Raw genomic sequence first — 22,064 nt, forward strand, 5'->3', positions numbered from 1 at the left:
ACGCTCAGGCGGTTCGACGCAATAGCAATTGCAGAACATGTGAACTATGCAAAATTTATGGCATAGTTCAGTCGTCGACCCCGCCGAGGAAGAAGTGAGGCCCATGTCCACCGTGCTGGTGAGCAGATCCGGTTCCATCGCAACGCTCGTACTCAACAGGCCCGAACGACTCAACGCTGTCAGTGCGGAGCTGTACCGGACGCTGGTCGACGAGCTGAATGCCGCCGACTCCGATCCCGGTATCCGCTGTGTCGTCCTCACCGGTGCCGGACGGGCGTTCTGCGTAGGTGCCGACCTGAAAGCGCACAACTCCGGCACCAGGACTCCCGCGGAGCAGGCGCGCTACGTCGAGTTGGGCCAGCGCGCCTGCGAGCAGATCCAGACGATGGGCACCCCGGTGGTGGCGGCGGTCAACGGATACGCCCTTGGTGCCGGTGCGGAACTGGCCGTCAGCGCGGACTTCCTGGTCATGGCCGAGGACGCGCAGATGGGGTTTCCCGAGGTGAGCATCGGCACCTTCGTCGGTGGTGGCGTGACCAACCGGCTCCCGCGTCTGGTCGGCCTGCGCAGGGCCACGGACATGCTGATCCTCGGAGAGCGATTCACCGGTCGGCAGGCACTCGATTGGGGGTTGGCGCATTCCGCAGTAGCCACGGATCTGCTGCTCGGGTCGGCTCGAGCGCTCGCTGAAACCCTTTCGGCGAAGGCGCCACTCGCGCTGGCCCGGATGAAGGCGGCGCTGCACCGAGATGATCCCGGCGACCTCGCGTTCACCACTGAGCAGCGTGAGCTCCTGGAATTGATGGCCACCCAGGACTGGGCCGAGGGCGTCGCCGCATTCGCCGAACGCCGCACCCCTGTCTTCGAAGGAAAGTAGCGATGACCAGCATCGACGACCGCACGTCCAGCCTCGGCGCGCCCGCCCGCACCGCACTCGAGCGATTGTTCGACCCGCATTCCGTCGCCATCATCGGCGCGTCCGGCAATCCGGCCAAGCGTGGGTTCCAGGCCATCCGCGCCCTGCAGCAGTCCGGCTACGCCCATCCCATCTACCCGGTCCACCCGACAGCACAGCAGATCCTCGGCCTCGGCGTGTACTCCTCGATCGATCGGCTCCCGCACGGCATCGACGTCGCGCTGATCGCTTTGCCCGCCGCCACCGTCCCCGACATGCTGCGCCGGTGCGCCGCTGCCGGTATCGCCGGAGCCGTTGTGCTCGCCAACGGTTTCGCCGAGATCGGGGGAACCGGCGCCGAACTCGCCGCCGCGCTCGCAGCGGCGATCGCCGAGACCGGCATTCGGGTCGTCGGGCCCAACACCTCCGGCCTGCTCAACGTCGCCTCGGGCGCGAATCTCGTTGGCATCGAGGATGTTCCGTGTGGCCCGATCAGTGTGATCACGCAGAGCGGGAATATGCTGCTGTCGCTGGTCAACGATGATCGGGCGATCAAAGGTCCCGGTTTCCACATCTGTGTGGGGCTGGGTAACCAGGCCGATATCCGGTACGACGAGTGCCTCACCGAATTCGTCCGCGATTCGGGTACGGGCGTAGTTGCCGTTCATTCCGAGGGGTTTACCGACGGACGGTCGTTCCTGATCGCCGCGGCTCGTGCGGTTCCGGATAAACCGGTTGCCCTGCTGCGCGGTGGCCGTTCGGAAGGGGGCCGCCGCGCCGCGCGGTCGCACACCGGCTCGATCGCCGGACTCGACGCCGTCGCGACCGCGGTGCTGCGGCAGGCCGGGGTGGAGCTGGTCGACCGCTCCGACGAGCTCGCGGTCGTCGCAGGCGCCCTTGCCGACTGCGCCCCGATCGCCGCCGGACGCAAGGTCGCGATCCTCAGCGACGGTGGTGGCCACGCCACCCTGGCCGCCGATGCCCTCGCCGCGCGCGGCATCGAACTGGCCCGGCTCGGCGATCGGACTCAGAAGCGGCTGCGGCACCTACTCGGCGCTACCGCTGCCGTGGCCGGTCCGGTCGACGTGGCCGGCGCCACCGACACCGACCCATTGGCGTTCGCCGAGGCCGCCGAAATCCTCATGTGCGATCCCGAAGTCGGCCTCGTGCTAGTAATCGGCCTCTATGGCGGCTATCACCTGCGCTTCGACCCGAGACTGCGCGCGATCGAGGATGCCGCCGCCGGAGTGTTGCTCACACTCGTCGCCGAACACGATGTCCCCCTGGTGATCCAGAGCTGCTACGCCGGTCTCGACATCGCCAACCACGACCGCCTACGAGCCGGCGGCGTACCGGTGATCAGCTCCATCGATCACGCCGTGCGGGTCGTGGCGGCCCTGGAGCGGCGTGGTCGCCTGCTGGCGAGTGCTCCACAACGCTCCGCGCTCGTACTTCCACCGCAGGCACCCGCCATCCCCGGATCGGGACTCCTCGATGAACCGACCGCACGACGAGTGGTCGCCGCCGCCGGAATCGACCTCGGCGCATGGACTTTTGCACGCACCGTGGAGGATGTGGTTGCGGCTGTCGCCGACTATCAGAGACCGTGCGCGCTGAAAGTTGTTTCCCCGCAGGTCATCCACAAATCCGAGGTGGGTGGGGTCAGGGTCGGCGTGCCGGCCGCCCAGGCGGCCCAGGACGCACAGGCGATCATCGACTCTGTCCATGCGCATATACCCGACGCCCGCATCGACGGGATGATCGTCGCCCCCATGGCCGATGCCGGAATCGAACTGCTGGTCGGCGCCACTCGCGATCCGATTTTCGGGCCGGTGGTGGCCTTCGGTAGTGGTGGGGTGATGGTCGAGGCATTGCGCGACATCACATTTCGCGCCGCACCCTTCACCGAGTTCGAGGCCCGCGAAATGATCGACGAGACGATCGCCGCACGCATGCTCGACGGCTACCGCCATCTGCCTGCGGTCGACCGCCACGGGCTGGCCCGATTTCTGGTCTGCGTCGGCGATTTCGTAGCCGCGCACCCGGAGATATCCGAACTCGATCTCAATCCGGTGATCGCTTCGGGTTCCGACATAGTCCCGGTCGACGTTCGAATTGTATTGCGCGAGAAGACCGGAGACGACAATGGCTGAACCGATCCGCGTCGACCGTGTCGGCCATGTCGTCGTCTGGACACTGAACCGCCCGGCAGCGCGCAACCCGATATCCGCGGTCGACACGATAACCGCCCTCGAGGACGCGGTGACGGCGGTCAATCGAGACCACAGCGTGCGCGCGGTGATTCTCACCGGTGCCGGGACGGCCTTCTCCTCCGGCGGCGATGTAAAGCAGATGCGCGATCGGGCCGGAATGTTCGGTGGCGCACCGGCGGAACTGCGACAGGGGTACCGGCACGGCATTCAGCGTATTCCAAAAGCGCTGTACCACTGTGAGATCCCAACCATCGCCGCCGTCAATGGTGCGGCCATCGGTGCGGGATGCGATCTGGCGTTGCTGTGCGATCTGCGGATCGCCGCGCGCACCGCGGTATTCGCCGAGAGCTTCGTCCGGGTCGGACTCGTGCCCGGCGACGGTGGGTCGTGGCTGTTACCAAAGGCAATCGGCATGGCCCGAGCATGCGAGATGGCCTTCACAGGTGAACCGATCGATGCGCGCACCGCACTTGATTGGGGTCTGATCTCCGATGTTGTCGAACCCGACGCCCTCCTCGAAACCGCCCACCGCCTCGCCGCCCGGATCGCCACCAACCCACCGCACGTACTTCGAATGACGAAGCGACTACTGCGCGAAGGCCGACACCAGAGCCTCGACAGCCACCTCGAACTGTCCGCCGCGATGCAGGCGGCCGCCCACCACACCGAAGATCACCGCGAGGCGGTCACGGCCATGCTGGAGCACAGACCGCCTGCCTTCACCGGCCGATGAGCGGTCTCGCTAAGACGATTTCAAACGACGCAGACAATGCGGACCAGTTGCGGACCCTAGGAATTTCGGGGCCGGACCAGGCCGATGTCGTAGGCGAGCACCACCGCCTGCACTCGATCCCGCAGGCCGAGTTTGCGCAGAATCGCCGAGACATGGCTCTTTACAGTGCCTTCGGTGACAACCAGTTTCGCCGCTATCTCGGCGTTGGAGGCCGCTTGCGCGATGAGCGTGAGGACCTCGACCTCGCGATTCGTGAGATCGGCGAGATCCGGCATCGCCGCCGTTTCGGGGCGTATCTCGGCGACGAACCGATCCAGCAGCCGACGCGTCACCCGCGGCGCGAGCAGTGCCTCGCCGCCGGCCACCACCCGTATCGCCTCGACCAGTTCGGCGGGGCGGGTGTCCTTCAGCAGGAAACCGCCCGCACCGGCACGCAGGGCCGCGTAGAGCAGTTCGTCCTCGTCGAAGGTGGTCAGGATGATGACCGAGGGCCTGGGCTGGAATGCGGAAAGTCGTTGTGTCGCCTGCACACCGTCGACGTGCGGCATCCGCAGATCCATCAGCACGATATCCGGCAGCATCTGAGCGGCCAAGCGGACCGCTTCCTCCCCGTCCCCAGCCTCACCGACGACTCGGATGTCCTCACGGGCCTCCAGGATCATCCGAAGCCCGGTACGGACCAAGGCCTGATCGTCGGCGACCAGCACACTGACAGTCATCCCCGCCTCCATGTGATCTGCCGGGTGCACGCACGTCGCGGCGGCTGGTTCATGGCGAGCATCCAATCATCCGGGTGCGGAGATCCATGCGGGCATGTCAGTCCTTCACCGGATCGGCTCCCGCGTGCTTGGTCACCGAATCACCGGCTTCCACCATATTCCACAGTTGCCGGCTTACCCGGACCTTCACAGTACTGCCGTCCTCTAGCCGAATAATCAAGCGCCGGTACAGATTCGCCCCGTCGAACAACCCACGCGACTTCTTGACAACCGTCCCCCGCCATTCCTGCTGTACCACTGATCGACTCCTTACTCCGCCGAGTGTTCACGCCGCGGGGTCCCTAACGGCGTAACGTCAGTGTTTCTTGTCGCCGAGCCGGAAACATCAACTTCCAGGCGGGTATTCGCCTCTGTCGAAAGTTGGAGACAGCGCTGCCGACTACCGGACCGGAAGCCATGCCGCGACGCGGAAGCCACCAGCAGTGGAAGGGCCGGCCTCGAATCGTCCGCCCAGCTCTGTGGCACGTCGCCGCATGCCGTCCACGCCCCGACCGCTACCGTGACCGAGCCGGCCGCCGCCGCCGTTATCGGTGATCGCCACCATAAGTTGCCCTGCGGCAATCCGAACCTCGACCTCGGCTCGATCGGCTCTCGCGTGGCGCAAGACGTTGGTCAAGGACTCCTGCACGATCCGATAGGCAGCTTCCGCAACTCTCGGCACGACAGCGGCGCCGTCCGTCCCGTGCCGATTCACGACCACCTCGACTCCCGCCTGTGACATCGACTCCACCAACCTGTCCAGATCCTCCAGTCCGGGGGAAACGCTCGGGTCGCGGTCGATCACCTCGAGCAGCCGGCGTACTTCGCCGAGAGCTTGTCGGCCAACGGACTCCAGGGCGGCGACAGCCTCCCGGGCCTTGTCCGGGTGAGTGTCGAAAACATCGTTGGCCGCTGCGGCTTGCAGCACCATCAGCGACACCGTGTTCGCGAGCACATCGTGTAGTTCGCGCGTGATGCGGGCACGTTCCTGCTGGACCATACGCCGGGCTTCGGAGTCGCGCTGTGCAGATCTCGCGCGTCCCAACGCGCCCCAGCTCCAGGCCAGCAGGGCGGCACCAGACCACAGCAAAGCTTGCAACCCTCGCCCGGTCGTTCCCAACGCGAGCACGAAGAACAACACCGCAGCGGCAAGACCCGACAACGACGTACGCGCGGGACGCACCCAGGAAAAGGTCGTCAACACGATCAAGGCGACGCCCGAACCCACCGGAACGCGCAGCAGTTCCAACATTGCTCCCACGAACAGGGAGGCAATCGTGACGAAAACCGGCCGACGGTCCATCCACCAAACGACGACCGCCTGGCACACCACCAACCCGACCACAACGACGCGGGCCGTGGGTACCCCCTGAGGAACGAGCAAAACTACCGGCAACAACGTGGCACTGGTGCAGGCAACCAGCAGTACCCTCCAACGCCGCGACAGCCCCACCTCGAACTGATCCCGCACGTCACCGACGCTACCGGCTCCGACACCGCAGCCGCCGTATCTCCAACCGGATCGTCGGCTACTCCCATCGACTCGCGTATGACGTCGGGAGATCGGAAACTCCCCGCGGCAGTTGACACCCCACGCGCGGCGAAAATCCAGTAGTAGGTCGCGCCCAATCGGTGCGGCAGGCTCGGCAGATGCAGCCGTCTACGGTTCGGTTTGAAAGATGTTGGTAGACAATTGACATGGACATTCGGGAACTTCAGACCGCGCGATCGCGATTCACGACCTCTACGACGCACTGAACCTCGCCGAGCGAGGCCGCACATGGAGTCGCCAGGACTTCATGCGGGTTCGTCGGCGAAGTCGGTGATCTCGCGAAGCTGGTCATGGCGGCCGAAGGCACCCGGTCGATGCCCGGAGGCCGCGCTGCTTTGGAACACGAACTCGCCGACTGCCTTTGGTCAGTGCCGATCCTGGTAGCGGTCAGGCGCAGACGCGGTTGAGCTCGTCGGTGTAGGGTTCGAGGTTGGCGACGTTCTCATCTACCAGCGCGTAGGCGTAGGCGGCGATGACATCCTTCTCCGCGCCCTGGGCCAAATCGGCCAGGCCGCTCAGCCTGTCGGACAGTGCTGTCGCCGTCGCGTCGTCCAGGGTGCCGCCGCTCGTGTCGATCGCGATGTTGATCAGCTCGATGGCCTTGGCGCAGTGGGGGGACTGGGCGTGCGCGGGTACGGCGGGCAGGAATAGCAGAGCGGCAGCGGCCGCAGCGAGCACAGCGGCGAAGGCCGTCGACTTGGTCATGAATTCCTCTCAGAACGTTGGGCTGATCGTAGTGCCACGGCGTGAGACCCTGATCGCCATGCTCGGCACCGGCACCTGCTGACCGGGAACCGCCAAGGGGACGCGGCGACTGGACCCATAAGACCTCCTTCGGCTCGCGCATCCGAAAGCCGTCATCCGGTCCGCGCGGATGACAGGCTGCGACCAGCGGGTGATTCGCCGGGTCGTGGTGAGCAGTGCGGCGGCGAGGACAACAGTAAGCGCGGCGAGACCAGCCATCCCATATGGCGAAAGGCCATCGCGCCAGAGCGCGAAAATGCCCGCCGCCGCTAGCACTGAGCCCGCAAGGACCGGAAGTGTTGCGGTGCGGGCGGCGTATCGGGCGCAGAACGCGTCCCACCGACCAGTGATCCGGACGAATCCGAACAGTACGACCGCGGCCGCGACCATCCACAGCGGGCGTGCGGCCCACCAGGTGCCGCGATCAGGAACACCGCGAGAAACCCCACCGGCTGGCGACGACATCAGCGGCCGCCGCGGCGGCCGGTTCGGACAAGGCGTCGAGGCCGACATCGAGTGCGACGGTGAAGGCGATCATCGTGGTGGTCAGCCGCCGCACCCGCAACCCGAGGTAGTCCCCGTAAGTTCGGGCGCGGGCACGGCATCGTCGGGCTGGGTCACCGTGACTTCGGATTACTCGGCCCGGCTGAACGCATGGTGAATATATGGTGTGCAAACCGGCCTCGTATCGCCGTCGAGCGGACAGTGCCACGACCTCTGCTCCGAGTTCGCGCTACGGTAGCTACGTCGGCACTTTCGGACCTACTGCTCGGATTGGGGTGCTGTGACAAATCCTCCGCGGATATGCACGCCATGTGGACATTCCGCAACGGCGGCGGCTATCGCGTCGATATCGATGCGCTGCATCGCTCGAACCCGAGGTCGACTGGACGTCGTTTCGTGACTGGACGCAACGAACCCCTCACACGCTGAATAGGCCCGTTCCGCGGAATCCGCGACTGAATCGAATCCAGCGACGAAGGGAATCTGACATGTCGGAGCTATCGGCAGCGAATTCCACCGCGACATGGCCGCAGCTGCGTGTGGCGGACTGGACAGATACCCGTGACACCCTGCACATGTGGACGCAGGTGGTGGGAAAGATCCGGCTCGCCCACGCACCATTGTTGAATCACTGGTGGCAGGTGACCCTGTATGTGAGCCCGCGCGGGCTGACGACCTCGGCAATCCCCTACGCCGACCGCCTCTTCGATATCGAATTCGATTTCCTCGCGCACCGATTGGTCATCCGCGCCGACAACGGCGACACCCGCACCGTGGCACTCGCACCGAAATCGGTGGCGCAGTTCTACACCGAAACCATGCAAGCGCTGGACGAACTCGGGTTCGAGACCCGAATTCAGGGGCACCCCAATGAAGTCGAGGTGTCGATTCCGTTCACTGAGGACACCCGGCACGCCTCCTACGATCCGACGTCCGCGCAGGCGTTCTGGCGGCAGCTCGTCCATGCCAACCGCCTGCTCAACGAGTTTCGCTCCGGCTACACCGGCAAGACCAGTCCGGTTCATTTCTATTGGGGCGCAATGGATCTTGCCTACACACGTTTTTCGGGACGCACCGCTCCCGAACACAGCGGCGGCGCACCGCACTGCGCCGACTGGGTCATGGTGGAGGGCTATTCACACGAGCTCAGCAGCTGCGGATTCTGGCCCGGCGGTGGAGCGGAAGGCGCGTTCTACGCCTACTCCTATCCCGAACCCGACGGCTACCGCGAACACCAGCTGCAGGTGCCCGGCGCGACCTACGACCCCAACCTGGGTGAATTCGTCCTACCCTACGAAACGGTGCGCACCGCGGACGATCCGAATGCCGTGGTCGCCAAGTTTCTCCACGAAACATATGAGGCCGCAGCCGAACTCGGCCATTGGGATCGCAGCACACTCGAATGCGATCCGCATCGGTGGGCTCAACAGCGAGCCGCCGCACCCTGGTCACTGCGCTGACCGTTCGCCACAGGAAACGCTCGAGCACTCGCTGCGTTCATGCGGGGACGTTATCGACGATCACATACAACTTCTCACCCGGCCAGCGCTGGCGCAAATGACTGCGGAAGGGCTCGAAACTCGGTCCAACGCTTGCGATCTCGGATCCGACGGTAGGGCGGACGGGCGGCCTGATCAAAGGCGCCGAATAGACTAGCGTGGCAAGCAAGGGATCAGTCCTGTTCGCCGACCCAACGTCGCCGCCGACAAGTGCTCGGCGCGCTCACACGCTTGTAGTGGGCCGCAAGATGCACCCTCCCAACGAGATTGAATCGACGCGCCCGCACACCGCCCGCTTGCTACCTTGATGTTGCCCCGCCTATGAAAGGACGCCGAACGTGGAACCCGGCTCCCCTGTCGACCTGCGGCAGAATCAGCCCCACACCGCCCGAATGTATGACTACTACCTCGGCGGCAAGGACCATTACAGCGCGGACGAGGCAGCGGCTGAACAGGTCGTGGGCATCTGGCCGGGAGTTCGGATGGCCGCCCAGCAGAACAGGGCCTTCATACACCGCGTGACACGGTTCCTTGCAAACGCGGGCATTCGTCAATTCCTCGATATCGGAACCGGTATCCCGACCGAGCCGAATCTGCATCAGGTGGCCCAACGGGTTGCGCCTGACGCGCGAGTCGTCTACGTCGACAACGATCCGATCGTGCTCGTCCATGCCAGGGCATTGATGGTCAGTTCACAGGAGGGGCGTACCAACTACGTCTCCGCCGATGTCACGACACCCGAAAAGATCCTCAAAGCCCCAGGATTGCTCGAGACACTGGACCTGACTCAACCGGTCGCGCTCAGTCTCAATGCACTGATGCATTTCATCCCCGACGAGCAGGATGCCTACGGAATCGTCGATACTCTGATGGCCGAGCTCGTCCCTGGCTCGTATTTAGTGATGACACACGTCACGCCCGACTTCGATCCGACGGCAATAGCTACCGTGGTCGACATCTACCGCCGCAGCGGCCTGCCATGCCAAGTTCGAAGCCGAGACGAATTCGTGCGGTTCTTCGAGGGACTAGAGCTGGTCGATCCGGGTATAGAGGTGCCGCACCGCTGGCACCCGGACGGTGTCGCACCCCCGAAGAAAATGGACGCGCAAGTGTCCGCCTACGCGGGCGTCGCACGCAAGTAATACAACCCCCGCACAGGACACCGACCCGGGACGAGGCCCGAAAAGCGCTCAGTGATCTCGTATCCGGGGCACTCAGGCACGGCATTCCCCTGACTCGGTTTCACTATCCGCTCCGCTGAGCAAGTGGGCGCATACCTGCGCCGGTGTTCAAGCCGAACGGCGTTGGACACCGCCCAGGATGACGGGAAGGACCCTCCCGGGCCGGCACGCCGCCCTCAGACGTGGTCGACCAAGCCTCTGGCACCCTCGGACACGGCGCAGTGCGCGCAGCAGAAGAATCGACCATCTGACTCCACTCCGTGGCCGATGATCTTGCAGTCGCAATGCTCGCAGATAGGTGCCATGCGGTGGATCGCACATTCGAAGCAGTCGAAGACATGCCGCGTTCCCTGAGCCTCGACGACGATCGGCATAGCGTAATCGTTACCGCAAACCTCGCATGCGCTCATGGAACCGTAGGCTACTCCGCGGAACCGGCACCATGTCGCTACTTTCGGGTTATGTACGCATGACCGGCTCGACCTGCGCGTTGAAGATCATCGCCCCGAGTTCGGCACCGATGTCCGGGCCATCGACGCCCAGCCACAGCGCCCGGACATTCGATAAGACCGGTCGACGAAGGTTCCTGCAGTCACGACAGGTGGATTGATGGCCGCTGCGGCACGCGCGGGGTGGGTCGCACTAAGCAACGTACCGGCAATTCTCGATGTCATCGTGCGGGATCGACGACGGCGCCACCATCACCCTCGATGCCGACGACGGTGAACTCGTTGTGCAACTCGGACTGACGGATTGCACAGATCTCGACCGGAAGGGCGGCCGGCCCAGCGCCCCGGCGCTAGGGTGGACTATGCGGTCATGGTGGAGCTGACCAGCTTTTTTCGATCCGCGACGGGCCCCACGCTTCGGAAGCCGAAGAAAGTGAGGAACGGGAATCATGGGTGAGTCGACAACGATAATCGCGAAGACGATCGGGAATCCGTTGGGGGGACGGTACGACATTCCCGGGCCGTCCGGGCGTCCGGCCAAGGGAGAACGCGTTGCCATCTTCGCGTTCGAAGTGACGAGCGTCGACGGAGAAGCCGAAGCTATCCGGACGTACCACGTAGGTCCCGCTGATCTGGCCGAAGAAGGAACAATCGCGCCCGCGCGCCCTGAGCCGCAGGGTCACGGTGCAGTGGACGGAGTGCGGCGGCGGAACCGTCGTTCGACCACCAGCCAGTCTCGATATCGAGGCCGCGATGATGGATCTCGACCGCTCCGCCGAGGCGATGTTCAGTGCGAAGTTATGCCGGACGACACGCAGCTTGTCCGGATGTAGCGCGATCGAGGAGCATGTGATGAACCAGCGATTGTTCGATTTCATCGACGAGGCCCTGCGGCAATGCTTCGATTCCGGCGCCGGGCCGTATCCGTGGTTGTGCCGTGACGACCTCGAAAGGGTGCTGTCCGACGACGCCCGATGGCGTGTGATGCACGGTCGACTTGCGGCGATGGAATGGGGCAGCAGCGAATCCACCGGCAACGTCGCTGTTACCTCGGAGCGTTTGCTGATAACACCCGACGGTCTGCTCTATGCCGCCGGATTGAGCGCGCCGTTGCGGCGAAGGGCCACTCGCCGAGTACCGGCGGGGACAATGCGGCGGCCCCTGTATTACCTGGCGACGCCGCCCCAGTTGTTCGAATCGATCGTCGACCGGGTCGGTACCACGTCAATGCTGCCGGGAGCGGTGTCTGCGGTGGACAATCGGCTCGGCCACGACCTGCTGTTTCCTTGGCCGCTCGATGCTACGCTGCGCCGAATGCTCGATGCCCAGCCGGTTATGCGCATGGAACCCACCGGATGGCGGTAGACATACCGCGGAAATGGATTCTCGGCCGCGCGCTAACGACGGCTTCATCCGGGCAAGGATCTGGGAGGACAAGGCCACCACGCTGGCGAGCGGCCCGCATTCGCAAGCCACGCTGATCCCGTTGTTGCTGTTCGCGCGTCCAGGTCGTTCCGGCTCCCGATGTCGATACGCGATCATCGCCAGGTCAAGTTCATCGAGCTGACCGCGGTACGCGTGCTCGTCGGTGCGCTGACTTGGCGCGACTGTTGGCCACAGCGGCGCCGTAGTGAGAAAGCATCTGTCTCGACCGCCACCCTGCGAGCATCATGAGGTCTTGCTCCTGGCCACCACTGTCAAGCCAGGTGTGCGCGAAGAAATGGCGGAGCTGGCGCGGATGCAGCCGCTCGATACCGGCCGCATCGCAACGGCGTTCGAGCATCTGCCGGATCCTGGAATCCGTCATCGAACCGCGGTACCCAAGCCATAGCGCCGGATTGTCGTTCTTCGCACCGGAATGCTTGGCCCGCACCCGCAGATACCTGCGTAGTGCTGTTCGGGTCTTGTCGCCGAAGGGCAGGTCCGCGGTCGGCCGCCCTTGCCGGTGACCAGCACGGTGTTTTCGTTGAAGTCCAGCGAGTCCACCTCGAGCGGCGCGAATTCGCCACAGCGCATCCCTGTGTCGGCGAACAATCGGATGATCGCGTTGTCGCGCCGGTCCGCGAAGTCAGTGCCGTCGCAACCGGCCAGAAGTGCCTTGACCACGTGCATGCTCGGCACCGGCACCTGTTGATCAGGAACCGCCGGCGGGCTCATCTTGTCGAACGGGTTCGCGTCGATAATCTCTTCGGCCGCAAGGTATTTGAAGAACTGTTGCAACGACCGATACTGCCCGCGAGCGTATTCGGGCGACAGCGGTTCACCGGTGCGGCGATTCGGACGCGTAAGCAGGTCCTCGATGTAGCCGCCGATATGGGCTCGAGTGATGTCCGGCGCCGTGGTCGGAAGCTCGTTCGCGAAGTCCGCCGCCAGCTCGCGTATGTCGTCCAGATCCAGCCCTATGACCGGATCTTATCCGCAAAATACATTGGTGACGAAGCGTTGTTCTGGACCAACTCGGCTGACGCTCGGAAGACATCCGCAGGTGAGAGGGCATTTGTGGGGCGGGCGGGGCTCGAACCCGCGACCAATGGATTCTCGTTGTGGGCCCCCCAGAGCCGTCGAAGCGACTCGTCCACGAATGGTGCACCTTCGGGTTCGTAGGCGATCTGGACGCGGCGCATGTGTAGTGCGATCGCCTTACCAGACTCCTCCAGCGCGAGGATGGCCAGCGATCGACCCAATCCCGCGTTTCCCAGATCCAGCACGGCGATCGCCGAATTCAGCAGGTTGTCGGCGTTGTGTAGCAACGCATTCTGAAGCTCGACCACCTGCGAAGGTGTGAGATCCGACAGGTTCGGTCGAGGCATCAGACCAGTGTGAACGAACACTTCGGATGTGTCATCCGATTTCCTACCGCCAGCGGCAAACCGCGAATGCTTCAACTTCACCTATCGAGGAAATCCTGAGCTCATTAGATGACATCGTGCCTCGGCGGCTCACTGCAGCGAACAGCGATCCCCCGGCGTTTCCGGAAAGCCACTATCGAGATCGCGCGGCGTGGTGGCGCCGAAAGAAGCATTGGCGCCAACTCTGCTTCGCCGCTGACGCTTTCGGGTCGATACCTGGACAGACCTACCTATGGCCATCTTCGGACGCGTTCGGATTCATGCATCTACCTGCACAGATAGCGATCTCGGCAATGTGATCGAATCCCGTTGTATTCACGCGTATTCGGAACAAAAGGTCGAGTAAGGTCCAGTAGACCAGTCGTCTCGGCAGGTCAGCCAATGAAGACCTTCACTCGAACGTGCCAACGTCAAGCATTCGCTCGATCGGTGCGGCAGCTCAAACGACCGGTCCGCGGGAACGCTGACCAGCAGAACCGCGACCATCGGCGGCGAACTCTGCAGAACCGGCAACGCTAGATCGGGCAATCCTGGCGGTTGACTGAGGAAGACATTCGAGAAGCATTGCGGCTCACCGCCAGACCCGCAATCACTCCGCCGCCGATTCCAGCTGGACCGACGCCAACCCGCCACCGACGACGGAATCGCCGAAGGCAACCAACATACGCACCGCGGCGGCGCTTCACCGTAACTAGCGAATCATCGCGCAGTCTGCGATACCGCGCTGATGCCGTGTACCAATGGATCACCGATCGGCGGGCTGCCGTCGCGCCCGTCGGTTGGTGGCACGCGGACCCATTCGGGATCAACCTGCTGGACCTCATCAAGAACCTGCCGCAGGAGGTGCGAGTAGGCCGCTGCCCACGCACGCGCGGCCCGGTCGTACTCCCTGGCAGCTGCCAAGGTCGTGTTTTCAGGACGAACCTCGAAAGCCGCAGCCAACCTATCCAAATCTCGGAACCCAGCAACAAGATCGGAAGGCGTTTCCGGCCACAGCCTCGGTTGACTATCCGTCATTTGGCCCGGATACGTATGCGCTATGTGACGAGTGAGTCTCCTCCAGACACCCTTCACGATCACTGATGCCGCAGCTTGTGCTGCATATGACCCTGGACTGAGATGCAGGGTAAGCCCCATGTCCTTCTCAGCTTCGGAGGAAGCAAACGTTCGAAGTTCGTCCACCCACTGGCTCACGCGGCCAAGAGTGCTGGGAGAGAATCTGATAGCGAAACGGACCAGGCGATCGCGGGCTGAAACGGTTTCGGCCGGAGATTCCTCTTGATCGGATGGGTCCAAGTTTGCTGGCTCCCTAGAGGCGGCGTCCATATCCTCGGCGACCTCGGCAGCCCGCGCTTCCAGCTCGGCAGATACTCCTGCAGCTTCGAACTTGGCGGATTCAACGCGGCCGATCAGCCCCGTGATGGAGTTCCGCAGCCAGAACGAGACTGCGAGTCCTACTACCGGCCATTTGAGGGCGTTGATGTACTCCAGGACCATCTCAGGCGCGCTCACCCCGGTGATCGTAGAGATGATCCATGAGATGCGCACCTATCAGGCACTTTCACGCTCCCGCACCTGGCCCACGGCGCGACGCAGTCGCCACCGCCGACGCAGCCCGCCAATACCGGCGGTCGAAGGAATCGAACGATGACCCAGCCAGTTCAGTTCGCACCAGCTGCAGTTGGCGACCTCGGACTTCAGCGAGGGGTACAACCGATGTGCAAGTTGCCGGCTCAATGGTAGAACTTCCGCTTCTGGCACAACGGGATTCAGCGCTCTGCGATGATCTTCGCTTACATACTTCTACCAGCATAAATAGCCCCTGGCTATCTTCTGTTGAATCATGCTGCGCCGCACCGGTTTCGGCCGGATTCGGCTGAAAATAAGGAGTAAATACGGAGTGCCGTATGGTCCTCGCTACAACCGTGCGAGGCACCGTGAAGCCTCTGGGCAGTAGCCGAAGCCCGATCTAGGTAGGCTCTCGGGGAGCGCCACTCGACGGGGGAACAGCGATGAATAGCGATGAGCGAATGCTCGAGATCGAGCGGATCAATGAGCGGCTCGCGGCGGTGCGTGGCTCCGCGCGTTCCAGAGACGGCAGCGTGAGCATCGAGACCGATGCCGGTGGTCGGATCACCGATCTTTACATCGCCGACTATGCGATGGACAACGGCCCTCAGCACCTGGCCAACCTGATTATCGACCGTCACCGTGTCGCACTGGGCAATGCCGAAGCCGCAGCCGTGCAACTGTTCGAGGAGTCCAGGTGAACGTCGACCCGGTGAAGATGCGCGCACTCGCCACGTCCGTACGGATGAACGCGGGCAGGATCACGACGAAGACGCCGATCGCGAAGGTGAGCCGTGATCTGGCCCGGGAACGGATGGCCGGTTCGAACCTGGCGGTCAAGGTCGAGGAATCACTGAAGGCGCTGGATACGGTGCTGGCATACCACAATCGCCGCCTGAGCAGCTTTTGCGACAGCGTGGAGACCGCCGCGGGTGTCTATGAGCAGACAGATGCCGACTGGGCTGCCCAACTCAAGCAGCTGGGCGGCTAGGCGATGGCGGATGACAATTCGCTGACCATATCCAAGGTGCTCGGCTGGGATCTACGCTATCTCGGTCAGGTCGTCGACATGATGAACGAGACCTACAAGTTCATCGAGACCGAGGCCACCGCAGCGGGAAAGGCGATAGAGCAGTCCGGCGACTACTTCGACAGTTCCGCGGGCGACGCGGCACGACGACGAGGCCAGGAGGATCGCACCGACACTGTTCAGACCTCGGACGTCATCGAACAGATGGCGTCGAAGCTCAGCTCCCTGGTCTCGACCCTGGAAACCAATATTTTCGACGATCCGAACCCGCAAAGCCGAAGCCGAGGAGTCGAGATGGGATCTGTTCGTCACCGAGGACGGCCACGTCAAGTCCCGCACATCGAACGCCGAAACCTACCGCGACTACACCCCGTTCGGTGATGTCGCGGTAGTCGCGAAGGAAATCGTCACCCGACGTCTGGACAACTTCATCTCGGCCGCCTTCACGCTCGTACAAAGAGCGGATCAGGAAGGCGCGGAGATCTACATCAAGGAAATCGAGAAGCTGTCCGACCGGGTGAAGCAGGGTCTCGTTGTCAAGCCCGACGATCCGCAGCTCGCGAAAATCCTCGAGGACTATCAAACCGATGTCTCCACCGGGCTGCCGAGACTCTGGCCGGTCGGGTGGCCAGCCGACATCCTCGAGGATCACGGCATAAACGTGACCCCTTCGCTGATGACCTCCGAAGAGATCTCGGCCATGGAGAACCTGCTGCAGAACCAGGGCGTCGACGCGGTCGCAAAAGCCCTCACCCTCCCCGACCTGGCCAGGAATGCCGCCTCGGCGGAGTATCCGGACTCCGTAGCCGATGGCCAAGGCGATGCCTATCGGCACATGTACTGGAACGCTCTCATGTCGCAACAATTCGGTGAGGACTGGGCGCAAACCTACGCCACGGCCCACGAAAAGACCGGCGGCAATACGCCACAACGTGAAGCAATGGACCTCTACAACAACGAAATCGGGCGCGCGATCGGGGCAGCCAACCCCAAAGCCACTCCGGAGGAATTGGCCGCGCTGGTCGGACAGCAGATCAAAGATGGCAAAGCAGTAGTCATCCAGACTTCGAATGCCGATGGCAGCCAACTACCCGCCCCGCAGATCACCTGGAGCAATCGGGTGACCGAGGCGATGACCGGATCGCCGGCCGGCGTTGGTATTCCGCTACCTGGGAGCAAGTGATCATCTGATGAGAATCGCAGCCCTGGCCCTCGCCGCCGGTTTCGTACCCGTGCTGCTGGCTGCCGGATGTGGGCCGGACCGGTCCACTGGTAACCGGGACGCAGTGAGTACCGACTGTCGTGCCTCGTTCGACGTGCGGTCGGGCGGATCATCACCGAGTGGCGGATTCACTCTTCTGACTGCCGCGAGGCAGGCGGCTTCCGGTGACGTGCCGGTCAAGATGGTGGAAATCACCCGAGCCGCAGGTCTGCAGGACGAATGGGACACCATGGTGGTCGTTACGCCGGGCATGAAAGCCGACAAGGTGAACGAACTCGCGAATACCCCCAGAATGTGCTGGCAGAACTTGCCCGGTCCATACAACGACGACAAACCGACAACGGCCTACTACCTGTTCCTTCATGGCGGGAACCCCGTGCGGGCTGCGACCTGGTGGTTCCCCACCGATGACGAACTGGACTTCCGTTGGACCAGTACGAAAGTCGTGTACCCAGATACCGTGCTCACCCCGCTCCACTCACCCGGCGCCGATCCCAAACTCCGCGTGGCTCCCGCGAATTGAGCCGAATCCGCGAATAGCGGGACAGCGTCCGCGGCAATCGGAAAGGTTCCCCCGCGACCACGCGAGGTTGACCGCCATCCGACGACCGGCACCACTGAAAGCGCATGGCAGGGGCGCGAACCGCATTTCAGCTGGTAGATGATGGTTTGCGAGGCGGGCGGAGCTCGAACCCGCGACCAATGGATTCACCCCACCGGCAATCCATGACTTGGTGGGATGCGAGATCGCCTTCGGGTGCATCAGCACCGTCGCTGATCGTTCCCCGGCGGGATCATCCCGCTTGCGCGGGGAGCACGGGCATGGTCGACCGGCACCAGAGCACCGTAGCGGGATCATCCCCGTGTGCTCAGGGACACCGGAATCGTGACCGGTTGCACCGATGGCTGCAAACTGTTCCCTAGCGTCGCCGGGGGCTTAGAAGATGTGCCATCGCTGTTGTTGGTCGCCGCTGCGCAGAGAGTCGACGCGGTGGGCGAACTCCTGAGCGTGTTGCGGGCTGACGTCGATGATCTGCATGAGCCAGGTGACCATGGTGAGTTCTCGGACAGCGCATAGGACGGGATACCCGGGGATGCCGGTGACGTCGTAGCCGTAGGTGTCGGCGAATGCCTGATAAGTGGTGCGGGGCAGACCGAATCGGTCGACGGTCATGGCGACGGTGGTCAGGTCCCACTCCCGGGGACCTCGGGCGACGGCTTCGAAGTCCGACAGTATCGGGCCCGGAGGAGTGGGAATGATGTTGTTTATGTGCGCGTCTCCGTGGATCACCGTGTGCGGGGTGGTGAGTTCCAGTTCCGCATAACGGGTTCGGAGTGTGTAGTAGAGCTCGGTGAGGAACTCGATCGCGGTGGGATCGGCGTTCCCAGGATTGGCCAACCGAGCTGGCACGGCGCTGAACGGGTCGAATGTCGGTAGCGGAAACTCGGGTTCGGGGAGGGTGTGGAAGTCACGAAGCAGGGCAGCCAGCTCGACCTCGGTCGGTTCGCCGGTGATGTCGACCAGCTGCCAGAACGTGATCAGGCGGCCGTCGGCGGGGATGAGCTGTTCGAATTGTTCGGCTACCCGGACGGCTGGGAAGTCGTGTCGGGCGAGCCACCGTGCAACGGCCAGTTCCTTCTCCACGCGTGCCCGGCGTTGCTCGCTGCGGGCGATGCGGGCGACGACATCGGCGGGCGGGAGCGCGTAGATAGCGTTCTCGCCCATCCGGATCAGCTGTGCGTCGTCGGTGGCTACACCGAGGCGGGTACCGGCTAGTTCGAGGGCGCGGCGGGCTGTGGTATCGGAGAAGGGGGCGTCGAGGTCGACGGTCATCTGCGCGAGTCTAACTCGGTTGGGGTGGAAGGGTATTGGGTTCGTAGCCGAGTGCGGCGCGTCGTTCGGCGATCAGTCTCTGCCATCGGCCTGCCACGGTGGCGGGTCCGTCGATCCAGTTTGCGCGCCGCAGGTCCGGGTCGGGTTCGGTGCCGTCGAAGAAGTGGGTGATTTCGACGAGGTATGCGTATTCGCCGTGATCGACACTGAGTTGGAGCTGATCGCGGGCTACGTGGAGTTGGTCGTTTTCTGCGCGTAGAGCGTGGTGGAAGCAGCGGGCGAACCGGATGTATGCGAGCGCGGACCCGAGACCAGTCTCGGCGGCATCGCGTTCGAGCTCGCTGGCGCGGGCGGGCACGTGCGCGTCCGAGCCAGCGTCTCGCAGCAGGCAGGCGGTACGGACCTGTGTTTCCGACCAGTTCTGCTTGACGTTTTCGAGCAGGTTGCGGGCCAGCTCGATCTGCTGGTCGGCGCGAGTGTGGTCACCGAGTGCCGCTGCGAACGCGAGCCCGGCTTGGGCGAGTGCAGCATGTCCTGGGTTGTGGTCGGCGAGTGCCAGTTCGCGTGCGGTGCCGTAGGTGGAGCATGACAGCGCGAGATCGCCTTGTGTCCACCACAGGTGGCCGAGTGCCCGGTAGTAATGGGTGTCGTGGTCGAGTGCCTCGATGGTGTCGAGGGCGGTCGGGAATTCTCCGAGGTGTCGGGCGATGTGGGCGAGTCCGCGGCGCGCTTCGCCGGCCATCGGGCTGCGCCCGGCCGCGACATGGCTCATGTGCTGCGCCGAGGCTTCGTAGCGTCCGAGATGGCGCAGGCTTTCACCTAGGAAGTAGTGCGCGATATCTTCGGCAGATTCTGGCAGGACACCGAGGCTCAGAACGGCTTCGAGTTCGTCGGCAGTGTCTTGCCTGTGTGCGCGTTGCCCCCGGGATATGGAATGCAGGACTTGAGCCAACGCGGCTGCGGCGCAGGGGGTGTCGGGCTCGTGGTCGGTTGGAGTGCGGGGATCTGGGATGTCGATGGGCTCCCAGACCGACTCGATCACGTACCGCCATGCGGCCTCGACGATCCAGCCTGGTTCGAGTTGGAACTCGCAGGCGATCCGTAGTCCTTGTGTCAGACAGGCCATCAGCTGGCGTCGATGTTGGTAGCCGCCCGGCGCGGGCATCTGGGTGCCTACCGCGTCGAGGGTGCGTTGCGCGGCGCGGCGCCAGTCGCTCGGCGACCAGCGGTCTTCGCTGGTTGCGTCGGCTTCGCGGACCGCGGACCTGATCAGATCGTGCAGCCGATACGGCCATGGCGCGGCGGGATCGTTACCGACGAACGGTCTTTCGACGAGGTTGAGGGCAGAGGCGTCGCTGTCCAGTCCGGCTGCGGCGGTGGCCAGGTCGACGGTGAACGAGTCCAGCAGGGTGACGGTCCGCAGGACCGTGCGTTCTCCTGGGGTCAGGTCACGCACGATCCGGGCAACCAATGCCGGAAAGTCTTGATCGAATTCAGCTGGTCCCGGCACAGTGCCGGTTCGGTTGAGGATGTCGAGAAACCGCATCACGGCCAGGTCGAGGAACAGCGGCAGACCGTAAGAGCGAGAAGCGATCTCGGACCGCACCTGTGGCGGGATAACCGGTTCGTCGTTGCGGGTCAGCCGGGTGCGCAGATAGTGCTCGCGGTCGTCGTCGGACAAGAAACCGACCAGATGCTGGCGGGGATCCGCTGACGCGGCCGGTGCTAGTTGCGGCCACGGGAACGGTCCGGCTTGGTCGAGTTGCCCTTCCAGCGAGGGGTCGTCCCACTGCAGCCGGTTGCGGCCGGTGATGATGAACAGGGCATTGGGCATCAGCCACACCATCCGTTGGAACAGCCGTTCGAGGTCTCGGTGACTGCGGTCCCCGACCTCTTCGAAGGTGTCCAACAGGACCACCAGCACACCAGAGCGATCGACCGGCAGCTGTGCCAAATCCCAGGCGAGCAGATGCGGGAAATAGCTCAGAGTCTCCGTATCCTGATCGGCTTCCAGCAGGTCGGCCAACCTGGTGCAGCGCGCCAAGGCCCGCACGGCACTGCGTCGCTGCCGCAACGCTCGCACGATTTCGCGCACCGCGGTGGTCGCGGCCACCCCGGCCGCGGTCGGCAACGTCAACGCCTGAACGACATCCTCAGCGACCGCACGCATCTGCTCCCGAAGATCGGTCACGTCACCTGCCCGGCGTAGAAATCCGTTGCGGCGCAGATGTTCCTCCAGCGGGTCACCGGGATGATTGACCTCCCAATACCGCCGCATTGCAAGATCGAACGCCCGCATAGGGTGCCCCACCCGCGCCAGCGCCAACCGGATGGCCAGGATGACATCTTCGAAGTGGACTCCGCCTTGGCGCGACAGATCGATCCGGATCGGCAGGACGCGGCCGACCTGCGCAGGTACCGGCCCCCATTCCGAGCCTATGGACTCCGAATCAGTCGTCAGGTGCGTTTCCAGCCGCTTGGACAGAGTGGTTTTCCCGATGCCGCCGACACCGTAGAAGACGAGCACATTGCGGCGCGGAGTGGCGAAGTCCTCCACACTGAAGCCTGGCGCTCGCACCGCGGCCCAGTGCGCGAGCAGACTGTCGGTCGTCGCCTGCCACTCGTCATGGCGATTGGCGAAAACGTCCTGCGCGTCCACGCCGTCGCGTCCCGGGCTGAACAGCGAGCGCAGATCCGATTGCGGTGACACCGTGAACCCCCTGATACCAGTGCTTACAGGACCGCCTGGGCGGCCTCACTGTATTGTAAGATGCACATCTATCGCTGGACAACGAATCCTGTAGTGTACGAACAATTTTGGCGGCACCCCTCGCATGCACCTGTCCTGGTCAGCAGTGGTTTCGCCTTCCACTTCCGCCGACCTCATTGGCCGCGGCAAGCCTCCACAATTAACTCACGATTCACCTGCTGCCGTTCGCCATCGGCCGCTCCTGATCCGAATTCGATTAACATACAACAGATTTCACCACACCGACCCTCGAATCATGCTGCGCTGCATCGAATTAGGGCGA

General features: G+C 63.7%; 20 protein-coding genes and 1 pseudogene. 11 read left to right on the top strand and 10 right to left on the bottom strand.

All coding sequences use genetic code 11. The features are described 5' to 3' along the window. The first annotated feature begins 103 nt into the window (after nt 1-103). Genes ACFYOW_RS21255 through ACFYOW_RS21265 form a run of 3 tightly spaced genes read left to right on the top strand, consistent with a single transcriptional unit; the run spans nt 104 to nt 3,841 of the window. Nucleotides 104-877: an enoyl-CoA hydratase/isomerase family protein gene (locus ACFYOW_RS21255; protein WP_387290360.1), complete on the top strand. Its 774-nt coding sequence runs from the start codon at nt 104-106 to the stop codon at nt 875-877. Nucleotides 878-879: 2 nt separating this feature from the next. Beyond that, the gene (locus tag ACFYOW_RS21260; RefSeq protein ID WP_387290362.1) at nt 880-3,048 is read left to right on the top strand and encodes an acetate--CoA ligase family protein; all 2,169 of its coding nucleotides are present in this window, start codon (nt 880-882) and stop codon (nt 3,046-3,048) included. After that, nucleotides 3,041-3,841, top strand: a complete 801-nt coding sequence (locus tag ACFYOW_RS21265; RefSeq protein ID WP_387290365.1) for a crotonase/enoyl-CoA hydratase family protein — start codon at nt 3,041-3,043, stop codon at nt 3,839-3,841. Before ACFYOW_RS21260 ends, ACFYOW_RS21265 begins: the two co-directional genes overlap by 8 nt. Before the next feature lie 56 nt (nt 3,842-3,897). Here ACFYOW_RS21265 and ACFYOW_RS21270 read toward each other — a convergent pair whose 3' ends face one another. The 5 genes from ACFYOW_RS21270 to ACFYOW_RS21290 form a co-directional block, all read right to left on the bottom strand. Continuing rightward, on the bottom strand, nt 3,898-4,560 hold the full coding sequence (locus ACFYOW_RS21270) for a response regulator (protein WP_387290367.1): 663 nt from the start codon (nt 4,558-4,560) through the stop codon (nt 3,898-3,900). Between the two features lie 97 nt (nt 4,561-4,657). Next, nucleotides 4,658-4,858, bottom strand: a complete 201-nt coding sequence (locus ACFYOW_RS21275; RefSeq protein ID WP_387290369.1) for a hypothetical protein — start codon at nt 4,856-4,858, stop codon at nt 4,658-4,660. A 141-nt stretch (nt 4,859-4,999) separates the two neighbouring features. Further along, entirely contained in the window at nt 5,000-6,070 is a 1,071-nt protein-coding gene (locus tag ACFYOW_RS21280; protein ID WP_387290372.1) for a sensor histidine kinase, read from the bottom strand. Between the two features lie 468 nt (nt 6,071-6,538). Beyond that, nucleotides 6,539-6,856 (bottom strand): hypothetical protein, encoded by a 318-nt coding sequence (locus tag ACFYOW_RS21285; RefSeq protein ID WP_387290374.1) that lies wholly within the window; start codon nt 6,854-6,856, stop codon nt 6,539-6,541. Between the two features lie 463 nt (nt 6,857-7,319). Further along, nucleotides 7,320-7,454 (bottom strand): hypothetical protein, encoded by a 135-nt coding sequence (locus tag ACFYOW_RS21290; RefSeq protein ID WP_387290376.1) that lies wholly within the window; start codon nt 7,452-7,454, stop codon nt 7,320-7,322. 433 nt (nt 7,455-7,887) lie between these two features. Between ACFYOW_RS21290 and ACFYOW_RS21295 the strand changes: the two genes are divergently transcribed. From ACFYOW_RS21295 to ACFYOW_RS21305, 3 genes are all read left to right on the top strand, one after another. Further along, the gene (locus tag ACFYOW_RS21295) at nt 7,888-8,859 is read left to right on the top strand and encodes a DUF5996 family protein (RefSeq protein WP_387290377.1); all 972 of its coding nucleotides are present in this window, start codon (nt 7,888-7,890) and stop codon (nt 8,857-8,859) included. A 377-nt stretch (nt 8,860-9,236) separates the two neighbouring features. Further along, nucleotides 9,237-10,040 carry an SAM-dependent methyltransferase gene (locus tag ACFYOW_RS21300; protein ID WP_387290379.1) on the top strand — a complete coding sequence of 268 codons (804 nt, stop codon included), beginning with the start codon at nt 9,237-9,239 and terminating at the stop codon, nt 10,038-10,040. 1,340 nt (nt 10,041-11,380) lie between these two features. Next, nucleotides 11,381-11,893 (top strand): hypothetical protein, encoded by a 513-nt coding sequence (locus ACFYOW_RS21305; RefSeq protein WP_387290381.1) that lies wholly within the window; start codon nt 11,381-11,383, stop codon nt 11,891-11,893. Between the two features lie 190 nt (nt 11,894-12,083). On the opposite strand, the pseudogene ACFYOW_RS21310 reads toward ACFYOW_RS21305, so the two are convergent. From ACFYOW_RS21310 to ACFYOW_RS21320, 3 genes and pseudogenes are all read right to left on the bottom strand, one after another. Beyond that, a pseudogene (locus tag ACFYOW_RS21310) lies at nt 12,084-12,685 on the bottom strand (tyrosine-type recombinase/integrase). A gap of 242 nt (nt 12,686-12,927) precedes the next feature. Then, nucleotides 12,928-13,338 carry an AbiV family abortive infection protein gene (locus tag ACFYOW_RS21315; RefSeq protein ID WP_387290383.1) on the bottom strand — a complete coding sequence of 137 codons (411 nt, stop codon included), beginning with the start codon at nt 13,336-13,338 and terminating at the stop codon, nt 12,928-12,930. A 738-nt stretch (nt 13,339-14,076) separates the two neighbouring features. Beyond that, a complete protein-coding gene (locus ACFYOW_RS21320; protein WP_387290385.1) occupies nt 14,077-14,889 on the bottom strand; it encodes a hypothetical protein in 813 nt (270 codons plus the stop codon). A gap of 518 nt (nt 14,890-15,407) precedes the next feature. Here ACFYOW_RS21320 and ACFYOW_RS21325 point away from each other — a divergent pair. The 5 genes from ACFYOW_RS21325 to ACFYOW_RS21345 all read left to right on the top strand — a co-directional run bounded on the left by ACFYOW_RS21325 (nt 15,408) and on the right by ACFYOW_RS21345 (nt 17,721). Beyond that, nucleotides 15,408-15,647 carry a YbaB/EbfC family nucleoid-associated protein gene (locus ACFYOW_RS21325; protein ID WP_387290387.1) on the top strand — a complete coding sequence of 80 codons (240 nt, stop codon included), beginning with the start codon at nt 15,408-15,410 and terminating at the stop codon, nt 15,645-15,647. Then, nucleotides 15,644-15,937: a type VII secretion target gene (locus tag ACFYOW_RS21330; RefSeq protein WP_387290388.1), complete on the top strand. Its 294-nt coding sequence runs from the start codon at nt 15,644-15,646 to the stop codon at nt 15,935-15,937. The genes ACFYOW_RS21325 and ACFYOW_RS21330 overlap by 4 nt, the downstream gene beginning before the upstream one ends. Nucleotides 15,938-15,940: 3 nt before the next feature. After that, a complete protein-coding gene (locus ACFYOW_RS21335; RefSeq protein WP_387290390.1) occupies nt 15,941-16,357 on the top strand; it encodes a hypothetical protein in 417 nt (138 codons plus the stop codon). A gap of 136 nt (nt 16,358-16,493) precedes the next feature. Continuing rightward, nucleotides 16,494-17,159 carry a DUF6973 domain-containing protein gene (locus ACFYOW_RS21340; RefSeq protein WP_387290392.1) on the top strand — a complete coding sequence of 222 codons (666 nt, stop codon included), beginning with the start codon at nt 16,494-16,496 and terminating at the stop codon, nt 17,157-17,159. Nucleotides 17,160-17,166: 7 nt separating this feature from the next. Then, entirely contained in the window at nt 17,167-17,721 is a 555-nt protein-coding gene (locus ACFYOW_RS21345; protein ID WP_387290394.1) for a hypothetical protein, read from the top strand. A gap of 414 nt (nt 17,722-18,135) precedes the next feature. On the opposite strand, the gene ACFYOW_RS21350 is transcribed toward ACFYOW_RS21345, so the two are convergent. Both ACFYOW_RS21350 and ACFYOW_RS21355 read right to left on the bottom strand, forming a co-directional pair. Further along, nucleotides 18,136-19,032: a phosphotransferase family protein gene (locus ACFYOW_RS21350; RefSeq protein WP_387290396.1), complete on the bottom strand. Its 897-nt coding sequence runs from the start codon at nt 19,030-19,032 to the stop codon at nt 18,136-18,138. Nucleotides 19,033-19,042: 10 nt separating this feature from the next. Beyond that, the gene (locus ACFYOW_RS21355; protein WP_387290398.1) at nt 19,043-21,742 is read right to left on the bottom strand and encodes a hypothetical protein; all 2,700 of its coding nucleotides are present in this window, start codon (nt 21,740-21,742) and stop codon (nt 19,043-19,045) included. Between the last annotated feature and the right edge of the window lie 322 nt (nt 21,743-22,064).

The sequence above is a fragment of the Nocardia sp. NPDC006982 genome (assembly GCF_042869435.1).
Lineage (GTDB): Bacteria > Actinomycetota > Actinomycetes > Mycobacteriales > Mycobacteriaceae > Nocardia.